Genomic DNA, 12,016 nt, shown 5'->3' with positions numbered 1-12,016 from the left:
GTGCATAAAAAATTATCTGATTAATTTTTCAATTCAGTTTACTGGTGATGCTTGGGTTTTTTAGTGATGCCTAGAAAATGTTATGGGGGATGAAGCCGGTGAATACGGAAATAAGGAATTGGTATTTATTAGGAATGATATTTGTTCTTAGTGTAATAATGATTTTCGGTTGTTCGTCAGATAAAGGTGGGGAGAAAGTCAATTCAGAAGAAGCACAAGGAGAAAAGATGGCAGATACTGAAAGTGGAGAAAAGAAAAATACATTGCTTGATCCATGGACCTATAATGGAGCCCCTGTGACACTAAAAATGATGATTTGGATAGACGATGAGACTTTTAGAATAAGATATAAAGAAAAGATAGAGGAGATATTTCCTGAAATCACTTTAGAACTAATTAGCGGAGGTGATAGTGAGGAACAATTACAGGAACTATTTGCTAAAGGAATCATGCCTGATATTCATATTGGAAAACCAAGAGCAGATTTAGTGAAAACGCTTGATTTTTTAGAGCCGATTGATGACTATATTGAAAAATCCGGATTTGATTTAAGTATTTTTCAGAAAGGGATCGTTGAAAACTTACGTGCAGGTGACCCTACTGGTGAAGGGCATTTATATGGATTACCTGTAGAAAATAGTGTTCGAACAATGTTTTACAACAAAGATATCTTTGATTTATTCGGTGAACCTTATCCTGAAGATGGGCTGACTTGGAATGAAGTACTGGAAATAGCAGGTCGGTTAACACAGGAGCGAAATGGTATTCAATATCGTGGACTAGCGATTGACCCAGGAGCAATGCCTTTTATGCAATTAAGTGTTGGCGGAACAGATGCAGAGACAGGCGAGATTTTATTTGCTAATGATCCAAATACAAAGAAGTTTTTTGACCTGATAGATAAGTACCGCAATATTCCGAATATTGTTAACGCAAGTGATACACCGGATGGATTTCATGATGGTCCACGTAATATTGCCATGAGTATTTTGAACGCTCCTTGGTTTGAATTATTGACAAGAGAAGAAGGCTTTAATTTTGATATGGTCACTGTCCCGACATGGGAGGAACTTCCTGATATCGCTCCGACGTGGGGAGCATTACCTTTAAATATCACAAAACATAGTGAACATAAGGATGCAGCTTGGTCGGTTGTTGCTTTCTTGGCATCAGAGGAGGGGCAAATTCATTTATCACAAGCAGGGAGTCCTCCTGTTATTGACAGTCAAACTGCGTTTGAACAATTTACAGCAAATAGCACAAAGGATTTGGATCAGACATTCAATTCAACGGCGCCTTTTACGCAAACATTAGCAGAGTTACCACCTTATTCAAGATATGATGAGCCATTTTTCGATTTTATGAACACTAAAGGGGAAGAGTTTTTGACATCTGATCAAGATGTTGTTACCTATATTCGGGAAATGGGGGAGGAGTATGCAGGGATTGTGGAAGAGATAAAAGCCCAACAATAGAGCATCAAAAAAGTGAAGTGCTCGTTTTTCTCATTTAGTTATGGGGAACTCTAGCTGAATGTATTAGCAAAAAATGGAGGTTTTCTAGTAATGAAGAAAATGAAAGTAGCAGTGATTGGCTGTGGAACAATAGCACCAAACCATATAAAGGCTTACTTTGAGAATGAGCAAACAGAAATTAAATATCTTGTAGATATTCGGCTTGAGCGTGCCGAAAAGCTGGCAGAGAGATTCAACGTACCTCATACCGCGGAAAATTTCAGGGACATTTTAAATGATGAGGAAATCGAGGCGATATCGATTTGCACACCAAATGATACACATGCAGAGATTGCCATCGCGTGCCTGGATGCAGGGAAGCATGTGTTATGTGAAAAACCTGCTGCTATAAACATGGATCAAGTGAATGAAATGAAATCGGCTGCTGACCGAAATAACCTGATTTTGAATATTGGTGTGGTCAACCGTTATAACACGGCGGTCAATAAGATTAAGGATATGATTGATAATAGGGAACTCGGTAAAGTGTATCATGTTTATTGTTCTTTTCGAGCCCACCGCTCTATCCCGGGGCTTGGCGGACCGTTTACAACAAAGGCCAAGTCGGGTGGCGGCGTCTTAATTGATTGGGGTGTACATTATCTTGATTTGATTTTTTATAGTTTAGGCCAACCGGAAATACGTACCGTATCTGGAACTGCCCACAGTGAATTGGCGAAGAATATGAAGGATTACACCTATATCAATATGTGGGCGGGCCCGCCTGATTATAATGGAACCTATAATGTCGACGATTTTGTCACAGGTTTGATACGGACATCTGGACCTACAATCAGTTTAAATGGAGCATGGGCACAAAATATCGGAGAATCAGCAACGTTTGTTGAATTTCTTGGCGATAAGGCCGGTATCAAATGGCAATACGGCGGAGATTTTAAAGTGTATTCCGCTAAAGATGGTGTCTTGTATGAAACGATCCCCTCTTATTCCAAAACGGATATGTTCTATGAAGAGATTGATGGGTTTATTCAATCGGCTATGAGCAACGTGAAAAGTCGTTCAAATATAGACAATGTACTTGTCACCTCAGAAGTAATGGAGGCTTTATATACATCTTCAGAAAAAGGGAGAGAGATTGTTTTATGAAAAAGGTTGGCTTTATCGACTTTTATCTTGATGAATGGCATGCGAACAATTATCCAACTTGGATCAGAGAAAATGCGAAAAGAACGGGGCGGGAAATAGAAGTTGCGTATGCATGGGCAGAGACGGACCTTGAAGGTGGATTGGATACAGCAAGCTGGTGTGAAGAGCAGCAGGTACAAGCACTAACTTCGATTGAGGAGGTTGTGGCGAAATCGGATTACCTCATAGTTCTTTCACCAGATCATCCAGAACACCATGAAAGATTGGGACAAATTCCGCTAATGTCCGGAAAGCCTGTTTATATGGATAAAACCTTTTCTCCTGATTTAGAAACAGGGAAGCGGATGTTTAAACTTGCTAAGCAATATAGTACACCTTTATTTTCTAGCTCAGCCTTGCGGTTCTCCAGGGAATTATTCGATTATAAAAATACCAAAAAGGAACTAGAATACGTGGCGACTACTGGACCGGGTATTTTTAAAAACTATGCCGTGCATCAATTTGAAATGATTGTTTCATTGCTGGGAATCGGGGCCAAACATGTGAAAAGCTTGTCAACGAAACATGCCAATTTGTTTCATATTGAATACAGAAATGGTAGACAGGCTTCGCTATCACAAATGCAACATGCAGATTTTCAAACCCATTTACAATTCGGTGATGGTGGGGGCGTATGGATTTCCCAATGTTCTGATATGTTTCCTAAATTAATAGATTCAATCCTCACTTTCTTTGAGACAAGGGATTCTCCTGTTACGTCCGAGGAGACATTGGAAGTAATGGCCTTGTTGGATGCTGGAAAAACTGCACTAGGAAAAAGGGATACTTGGATTGGTGTCCAATCGACGGATGAAAAATTTTAGCTTTGGCATACATCATCAAGAGGGGGTTGAAGCACTGATATCGAATCACGTGAACCTCGCATTAGAAAGACCTTAAAAATTGGGTGATGATGAAGAGAGGGGTCATTACATGAAAATATCTTGGTTTAGAAGAAGTGGGATCGTATTGCTTATCTTCATATTCTTTACAGCGTTTATTACAGCCTGTTCTAATCAAACAGGGACCAATTCCAAAGAAGAAACAGATAAATCAAATACGTCTGACGTATCTGAAGAGGATAAGGATCCTGTAACAATCAAAATTGCGTATGCCTTTGGAGAAGAATCCTTTCATGATAGGTTTGATCATATTGATAAAAAATTAGAAAATATTGAAATTGAATATGTAGCTTATGAAAATACTTTGGAGTCTCTTCAAGAAATTTATGCCAATAATGTAAAACCAGATATTATTATTCAGTACAATGATATGGCGCCAGTCAAAGAATTAGATGTGATTGAACCGATTGATGCTTTAGCAGCTAAACATGGATTAAATATAGATACGCTGCGTCCCTCCCTTGTAGCTTATATCCGTTCACTAGATGAGGAGGGGAGAATGATTGGCTTGCCAGATGGTTCTTCACATGTTGCTCTTTATTACAATAAAGAGATATTTGATTTATTTGGAGTAGATTATCCTGATCCAAATAAAAATATGACTTGGGAAGAAGTATTTACAATAGCGAAACAAATGACAGGTGAAAGAAATGGTATAAGTTATGTCGGCTTTGAGTTTGCTTGGGGCAATACAGCAGCTGCTGCTCAAATGCCGTTAAAGGAGTTTGCGATCAATATAACTGATCCTGAAACAGGAGAGTTTCTATTTGATGAACGACCAGAATTCAGGGAATATTTCAATATGATGGATACCTTCTATAATATTCCTGATATTTATGACGCAGAAACAGAAGGCTCGTGTCTCTTTTGTGAAAAAAGAGCGGCAATGTCGCTTGCCTCCAATTTATTCCTGAATGAGGGAATGGGTGACCTTGAAACCCAAGAGAATATGGATCTCTTACCAGCGCCTGTCTGGCCAGATGCCCCAAATATAACTCCATATTTAGGGTCATCGCCGATGATCATCGCGAATTACAGTGAACATAAGGATGAGGCCTTTCAAGTTTTATTAGAGTATATTTCTCCCGAAAACCAATTAGAGATGGTGCAAAATGGGTCATCAGCCAGCGTGCTTAGTGATCCAGCTATTCTTGAACAATATGCGGCAAATAATCAGTATTATAATAATAAAAATCGGGATGCATGGTTTACAGGAGAACCGGCTTTATATGAAGAGATGCAAAGTAGGTGGGATATTTTTGTCGATATTGGCGGAGCTTTAAAAAAACTAGCAGAGACTGATATTGATGTAAATACACTTATGCGTGAGCTTGAAGAAGAATCCACTGGAAAGATACAGGAGGCTATGTCACAAAAGTAATTCAGTAATCCCCCTATCTTAAGGTTCTAGAGAGCTTGAGATAGGGGGACTTCCATTTACATTATCATGTTGTTTAATTTTCCTGACATGTTCTATGGCCAAAACATTCAATTCAGCGATAAGTTCATTAGGGCTTTTCACAATCAAAATTGTCTATCGTTTTGCGGATGAGAAATGATACAATAATATTTATGATCTAGAAAAAATGGAGTTGGACTTCGGTCAAATTTATTGATTTGAAAAGATAGGAAGTGTAATCAATGGTTTATGGGATCGGTCTAGATATTGGCGGTACGAAAGTAGCTGCAGGAATTGTCGGCAGCGAGGGAGAAGTTCTTTTTAAAAAAACAGTCCCGACCCCAGAGATGGGAAAAGAGGAAATTCTCATTTTATTAAAGACAATTATTTTGGAATTAATAGAGTGGGCTGATTCCCACAAAATCAAACTTGATGGAATAGGAATTGGGACGGCTGGACAAGTCCATTTTTATGAAGGAAAGGTGATCTCAGGAACACCGAATATTAAAGATTGGAATGGAGTCAATCTTCGGGAGAACATTGCCACATATACAGATTTACCTGTGTTTGTAGACAATGATGTAAATGTACTGGCTTTAGCTGAATCCGTTTTCGGTACAGCGAAAGGTCACAAAGAGGTGATATGCCTTGCCCTTGGTACAGGAATAGGCGGGGGCATTCTCTCAAACGGCGAGCTACATAGAGGCGTGTGGGGTGGAGGTGCCGAGCTTGGTCATATGTCGATTGATATAAATGGGGAAACATGTAATTGCGGACTGAAGGGGTGTTTAGAAACGTACGCTTCGGGAACATGGATAGGCAAAAGAATGCAGATGGCCCGGCAAGAGCTGGGGCTCTCTACTGATGTAACAAGTCGTGATGTGTTTGCACTTTATCGACAAAAGGACCCGATTGCTAAGCAGGTGATTCAGACCATGATTCATGGACTTAGCTATGGCATAGTTAATCTTATTCACTTATTCAATCCTCAAGTAGTCGTATTAGGTGGAGGCGTAATGAATGAGGGACAATGGATCATTGATTTGGTCCAAGAGGAAATCAACACGATGGGAATGCGATCATTGGTAGATAATGTGGAAATTAAAATTTCCGAGCTTGAGAATGAGTCAGGTTTGATTGGTGCTGCCATGCAAGCATGGTTATATAACAAAAAAGCATAATGATTGGGATTATGACCTTGAGAAATCCTTGATTCTCTTTTAATTTTCACTTGACTAATCGTAGGAAGAGGTTGGGACATAACTAAAACGCTAAGTTCCAAAAACGAACAATGCACTATCTAAGCGAAATATATACACCGAATACTTTTGTCCCAGCCTCTTTCAAAGAGCTTGCTACATACCCTTCCCTGCATGATTTTGACGGGAGTGGTTTTTATTTTTCACTTTTTTAGAGCCGTTTAAAGGTTCAGGCTGTCCTGAACGATTGGCATTGTCTTTACGTTGACTTTTCGCCATTATGCTTACCTCCAATCGACTTTCATTGAAATCCTAACATTATAATTTCCATATGAGTCTTAAATTATCAAAAATAAGCGTTTCTCTCTTAAATTTCAGTAAAGAATGATGAAGAGCGTAGAAACGTGTATAATTTAGTCAATCGTTACATAAGAGAGGAAGTCATCATGATGAGTTCATTAATAGAAGAAACAAGAGCTGGATTAGTTGAAAATATTCATGACGGGTTGATCTGTGGAGTCAGTGATCAATTTGAAACGCTGTATCAAGTGGGCGATGTAGAACAATATGTCTATTATCGTTCTGCTGCTAAACCGATTCAGGCTATTCCAGCTTTTATGACAGGTGTGAAGGAAAAATATCAGCTAACAAACGAAGAAGCTACCTTATTTACAGCATCTCAGCGTGGAGAGTCTTATCATATAGCAGCTTTGGAGTCATTGCTGGGGAAAATACCAGTAGCAGAAACGGATTTGTATTGTGCAGCATCGCTTGCTCTAAATTCAGAGCCAAGAGATGAAATGATTCGAAATGGACAAGAAAAGAGAAGACTATACCATAATTGTGCCGGGAAACATTTAGGTTTTCTTGCAGTATGTCGAGTGCTCGGTTACCCCCTTGAAGATTATTGGCAAATGGATCACCCGCTTCAGCGAAAAATTGTGGCGATTCTTTCAAGTCTGGCTGAGATTTCTCAAGACAAAATAAAAACAGGTGTAGACGGCTGTGGTGTTCCAGTCTTTGCTATACCACTTAAGAACATGGCAATTACATATTTAAAGCTTGCCTGTCCAGATTTAATCGAAGATAAAGAAATAAGAGATGCCGTGATCCAAATGACGAAATTAATGAACGAAAACCCCGATATTGTTGCTTCTGAGCATTTTGTCTGTTCTGTTTTGTTAAGAGACTCTAATATCGTAGCAAAAGGTGGAGCGCAAGGTGTCTACTGTTTTGGTTTGAAAAAGGAAAGAATAGCTTTTTCATTAAAGGTATTAAGTGGTTCAGAAGAAGTATGGCCGAATATTCTGGCCTCCATCTTGGAGCAAATCGGCTACAGTAATAAAAATACGATTGCATCTTTGAAGGCATTACGACCAGCTGTGGTCAAAAATGATGCAGGCGAAGAAGTAGGAAAAGTAGAAACAGTGTTTTCACTGTAAAATAAATGCAGGAGGTAATATCCGTGCAAATTGAAGTAATTGTGCAAAATTTTGTCGATGCGATAAAGGCCGAGGAACTGGCTGTTGACAGACTGGAGCTTGTTTCTGGAATTGAAGAAGGTGGTTTAACTCCCAGTTATGGTGTGGTAAAAAGTGTACTCGACCATGTTTTCATTCCGGTTCAAGTTATGGTTCGCCCTCATGGCTATAGCCATATATATTCGGATAATGAATTAAAAGTGATGCTGGAGGATATAAAGTACTTACATGAACTGGGGGTAAAGGGAATCGTGATCGGAGCTATTCAACCTGATCATACGCTGAATTTGTCGTTTATTGAGTCTATTATTCACGCGCACCCAGACTTAGATATCACTTTTCATCGGGCCTTTGACGAAGTTCGCTCATTGACAGAGGCGTATGAAGCATTAGTTCCATATAAAGAACATGTAAAACGCATCTTAACATCTGGTGGAAAGCCCTCGTGTTCAGAAGGGGTTACAGCATTACAATCATTAGTGCAGCTTTCAAAAAAACAAAATGGGCCTGATATTTTATTAGGTGGGGGACTGCACCCTGATAATATCGAAGAAATCCACACACAAGTTGGTGCTTCCCAATTTCATTTTGGGAAGGGTGTAAGAGTGGATGATTCCTTCATAAACACCTTTGATAGAGAAAAAATGAGCATACTCCACAAGGTATTAAAATAATACCTTTGAGCGTATTTTAATTTTGTTTATGTCCGGGAAATTAAAGCCAGCTTACCGTTTCCGGAGACGGAATTCAAAGCAAAAGCAGTGGCAGCGACCAGATGGCTACGTCCGAAAATGATGCTATTCACTCGAAAGAGCAGAAAATCAGTGCAAAGGGGTTCGTAGGGTGTGCTACGCACCTAAAAGAGCAGAAAATCAGTGCAAAAAGGTTCGTAGAGTGGCGCTACGCACCTGAAAAAGCAATAAATCGGGTAAGCAGAGTTCGGAGCGCTCTTCTTAATAAAGCCAAAATAGAAAAATCCCTACTCCAGCTAGTAAATGTCCTTTATAAAGGGTAAATTTACGGATGGATAGGGATTTTTCCGGCTGTAATATGGTAACTCTCTTAGTTCTCGCCATCAATAAGAGAAAGACAATACTGTCCAATATCATAGCCCGTTTTAGCGATTTGATCTCGTAGATGGTCTGGTAGTCGAATGGTTTCTTTATGTGTTTCATAGGTGAAATCCCCTTCATAACCAATTTCTCTTAAGACAGGTAAGAGCTGATGCCAATCGACTGTTCCATGAAAGGGAAACAGATGATCATCACCTGCTCCATCATTATCATTGACATGGATGGCTTTTAAACGTTTACCAAGAGTTCGAAGGGCCTGGCTTTGATCCTGATAAAGAAAATTAGCATGCCCAAAATCCCAGCAAGCTCCAATGTGAGAATCCTGATAGGCGTCAACTAAAGTGGCTAATTCCCCTGCTTCGCTGCAAAAGCGACGTTTTGTTTTTGGTCCTTCAATCATATTTTCATAGGCAATCCCGACATTGTGCCTCATTGCAAGTTCTATAACAAAATCATGCATCTCCATATTTGCCTGAATGTTGGCTTCCACATCAAATGGAGATTTTTCTCGATCCTCTAAAGGATGCAATACTGCCCATTTAACACCAAGAATCGAACTGGCTATAATCGAACGTCTCATCATTTCCTGGTAATGTGCTTGGAAATCCTCTTTATAATTTTTAATATGGCCTTTGATAAACACAGGATGCGACTGAGTAAATTCGACGCCCATTTTATCAGCTTCATTTCGTACATCCTCGATGATCTCTTGCCAATTTTCCTTCACTAATTCTGTTCTCCCATTGATTGCTTGGCAAAAGTGGATATCTAACACGTTGAAACCAATATCTACACATCTTTTAATTGAATCCTTATAAGAAGGGTAACTTCCATCAGGTCTAGTTCCAAAAATATGGGTCGTTGTTGATAATCTCATAAATTTATCATCCTATCTTTATTGTAAATATAGTGTTACGCATGATTCTTCCAACGGCAAATTTACTTATAATCTTTTTTATCCCGCATTAACGGGCAGTAATACCCCCACCTCAGGGCTTTAGAAAATACGGAGAAGCATAGGTGGGGGATACACTGCCCGTAAAAGCCCGATTGGTTCAACTAACAATCAGTGGGGGGATGAAGGAAAACCCCCACTGATTGAAGTTTCACTTTATCCAGTCGTGGAATAGGTATCGATGTTGGGAACAGAATAAAAACAACTTAGGATGCGCCTTCATTCTACTGCAAACATTGGCGGATGTCTATATGGATTGGTGGAAAGTAACTCCATTGAAAGATTAAAAAAATGATTGACAGGGAAAGGATGTATCTATATAATATAGTGAAAGCGCAACCAGGTTGTGGAGTGTGCAAATCATCTTTTGTTAATATTTCGGGTAGAGAAGAAGAGAACCCTTAAAAAAGTTTAATGGACTCCATTTCAGCATTAAAGTCTATTAAGTTTTTTTAAGGGTTTTTTCTTTTCTTTAATCGTCCTAATGCACTTCTTTTCATACAAACTGATTGTTAGCCCATCTGCAAAATCCATTTAGAACGCCCTGTTTTTCATGGGCTTTCTATCTAGTGGAATCAACATTAGCCTTTTTAAGACCGCAATGATGAACGAGTGGACCATGTCGGTTTTAAATGTACATTCTCCCTCTTGCATGGCAGGTATTTTAATTTGATTAGGAACACTGACTAGACAATGGGAGGAATAGTATGTCATTTTTACATTATTTATTTGAAGAATACATTCAGGGTCATCAAGAGATGTTTGTGCGTGTTGTAATTAGTGCTGTTCTTGGCTTTTTAATTGGCTTAGATCGATCATTTAAAAGCAAACCCGCTGGGATCAAAACGTATACATATGTCTGTGTAGCTTGCACATTGATTACGATTATTTCTATCCAAAGTGCGGATATGCTAAGTGAACATAATAGTGGGAAAATGATGGATCCGATGCGTTTGGCCGCTCAAATTGTTTCCGGCCTAGGGTTTTTGGGCGCAGGAATGATCTTGAAGGATGGACTTAAAGTGATTGGACTCACCTCAGCGGCTATGATTTTATTTGCTGGAGGTGTTGGCATAGGAATAGGGGCCGGCTTTTATGCAATTGTCATTTGCGCTGTTGTCGTTTCCTTTCTAATCACAAATGTTGGACTTCTATTAGAAAAGAATAAACTAGAAAGTCATAAGGAAGGAGAAATTGATATTGAATCATAGTCAAAGAGAGTTAAGTCATATAAGATAAAGATGGAATATTCCCAAATAAGTACGTGTTCAAAAAGGAGGATAAAAAGGACCGAGTTGGTTAAAAACGCTGACGTCCTGTCAGCAACACCGACACTAGTACATCCTGTACGTCGAAAGTTCGAGGCGGCGAAGCTTTGAGCACCGGAATGTACGACAGTAGGTACATGAGGAGCGGAAAAGCGAGCCAACGAAGAAACTCGAAGTGTCATGTTTACCGGACTTTTTGAACATCCTCAATAAAGGAGTTTATATTGATGACAAAAATATTTGCACACCGTGGTAGTTCTGGAACACATCCTGAGAATACGATCGCTGCTTTTAAAGAGGCAGTTAGACTTGGAGTCGATGGAATTGAATTGGATATTCAACTCACGAGGGATGATGAATTAGTTGTTATTCATGACTATACATTGGACCGCACTACAAATGGAACAGGAAAAGTTAGAGATTATACAGTCGAAGAAGTGAAAGCATTTGATGCTGGTTCAAAGTTCTCATCTGAATTTACAGGTGAAACCATCCCCACCTTTCGAGAAGTATTGGCGTTACTTCAAAATACTGATATAGAATTAAATATTGAAATTAAGAATCCTGTTAAAGAAGATACGGGGATCGAGAAAAAAATGATTCAAGAACTCGAAGAATATCAGTCTATTCATCGATCAATCGTCTCCTCCTTTAATCATGATTCTCTAAAAAGGGTTATCTCGATGAACAATGAGCTTGAATGTGCTATTTTATATATGAAAAAGTTCGAAAACCCTTGGGAGTATGCAGCGGAAATTGGAGCAAAAGCCCTGCACACGTATCGTCCTGAGACAGAGCGTGAACAGGTTGCAGAGGCGCAACAAAAGGGATTCCCAGTGAGGGTATTTACTATTAACAAAGAAGAAGATATGACAAACTTCTTCACAGCAAAAGTGGCCGCTATTTTTACTGATTACCCTGAAAAGGCAATAAAAATATTGAGAGAAGTAGAGAAGAAAGAGTGGAAATACTTATAACGTTATGGCTATTGTAAGGATGGATTTTAGCTTCCCATTCTATTTTAAAATAAAATGGGAAGCAGAAATTTCATAAAATTTTAGAAGAGGTCTTGAAATTGT

11 protein-coding genes are annotated in these 12,016 nt (G+C 39.1%); 9 read left to right on the top strand and 2 right to left on the bottom strand.

Translation table 11 applies throughout. From position 1 onward, the window contains the following. Positions 1 to 98 precede the first annotated feature (98 nt). The 5 genes from IPU53_RS01685 (at position 99) to IPU53_RS01665 (ending at position 6,142) form a co-directional block, all read left to right on the top strand. Positions 99 to 1,475, top strand: coding sequence for an extracellular solute-binding protein (locus IPU53_RS01685; protein WP_207446795.1), 1,377 nt, complete (start codon positions 99 to 101; stop codon positions 1,473 to 1,475). Positions 1,476 to 1,565: 90 nt separating this feature from the next. Further along, the gene (locus IPU53_RS01680) at positions 1,566 to 2,621 is read left to right on the top strand and encodes a Gfo/Idh/MocA family protein (protein WP_207446793.1); all 1,056 of its coding nucleotides are present in this window, start codon (positions 1,566 to 1,568) and stop codon (positions 2,619 to 2,621) included. Then, entirely contained in the window at positions 2,618 to 3,484 is an 867-nt protein-coding gene (locus tag IPU53_RS01675) for a hypothetical protein (RefSeq protein WP_207446791.1), read from the top strand. Before IPU53_RS01680 ends, IPU53_RS01675 begins: the two co-directional genes overlap by 4 nt. 109 nt (positions 3,485 to 3,593) lie before the next feature. Then, positions 3,594 to 4,943, top strand: a complete 1,350-nt coding sequence (locus IPU53_RS01670) for an ABC transporter substrate-binding protein (protein WP_207446790.1) — start codon at positions 3,594 to 3,596, stop codon at positions 4,941 to 4,943. A gap of 260 nt (positions 4,944 to 5,203) precedes the next feature. Continuing rightward, positions 5,204 to 6,142 (top strand): ROK family protein, encoded by a 939-nt coding sequence (locus IPU53_RS01665; protein WP_207446788.1) that lies wholly within the window; start codon positions 5,204 to 5,206, stop codon positions 6,140 to 6,142. 174 nt (positions 6,143 to 6,316) lie between these two features. Here IPU53_RS01665 and IPU53_RS01660 read toward each other — a convergent pair whose 3' ends face one another. Beyond that, complete coding sequence (locus IPU53_RS01660; protein WP_207446786.1) at positions 6,317 to 6,439, bottom strand: small acid-soluble spore protein P; 123 nt, start codon at positions 6,437 to 6,439, stop codon at positions 6,317 to 6,319. Positions 6,440 to 6,603: 164 nt separating this feature from the next. Between IPU53_RS01660 and IPU53_RS01655 the strand changes: the two genes are divergently transcribed. Further along, complete coding sequence (locus IPU53_RS01655; protein WP_396019879.1) at positions 6,604 to 7,602, top strand: asparaginase; 999 nt, start codon at positions 6,604 to 6,606, stop codon at positions 7,600 to 7,602. Between the two features lie 23 nt (positions 7,603 to 7,625). Then, on the top strand, positions 7,626 to 8,315 hold the full coding sequence (locus IPU53_RS01650; RefSeq protein ID WP_207446784.1) for a copper homeostasis protein CutC: 690 nt from the start codon (positions 7,626 to 7,628) through the stop codon (positions 8,313 to 8,315). A 388-nt stretch (positions 8,316 to 8,703) separates the two neighbouring features. Here the strand turns inward: IPU53_RS01650 and IPU53_RS01645 are convergent, their stop codons facing one another. After that, complete coding sequence (locus IPU53_RS01645) at positions 8,704 to 9,591, bottom strand: sugar phosphate isomerase/epimerase family protein (protein WP_207446782.1); 888 nt, start codon at positions 9,589 to 9,591, stop codon at positions 8,704 to 8,706. A 785-nt stretch (positions 9,592 to 10,376) separates the two neighbouring features. Between IPU53_RS01645 and IPU53_RS01640 the strand changes: the two genes are divergently transcribed. Together IPU53_RS01640 and IPU53_RS01635 are read left to right on the top strand one after the other, a co-directional pair. Then, positions 10,377 to 10,880, top strand: a complete 504-nt coding sequence (locus IPU53_RS01640) for an MgtC/SapB family protein (protein ID WP_207446780.1) — start codon at positions 10,377 to 10,379, stop codon at positions 10,878 to 10,880. Positions 10,881 to 11,164: 284 nt separating this feature from the next. Continuing rightward, a complete protein-coding gene (locus tag IPU53_RS01635) occupies positions 11,165 to 11,914 on the top strand; it encodes a glycerophosphodiester phosphodiesterase (protein ID WP_207446778.1) in 750 nt (249 codons plus the stop codon). Positions 11,915 to 12,016: the final 102 nt, after the last annotated feature.

Origin of the sequence: Bacillus sp. SD088 (genome assembly GCF_017355205.1) — a bacterium.
Classification (GTDB): Bacteria; Bacillota; Bacilli; order Bacillales; family Bacillaceae_C; genus Lederbergia.
The sequence above is the reverse complement of the archived record's forward strand: the minus strand, read 5'-3'. Positions and strand labels throughout refer to the sequence as shown.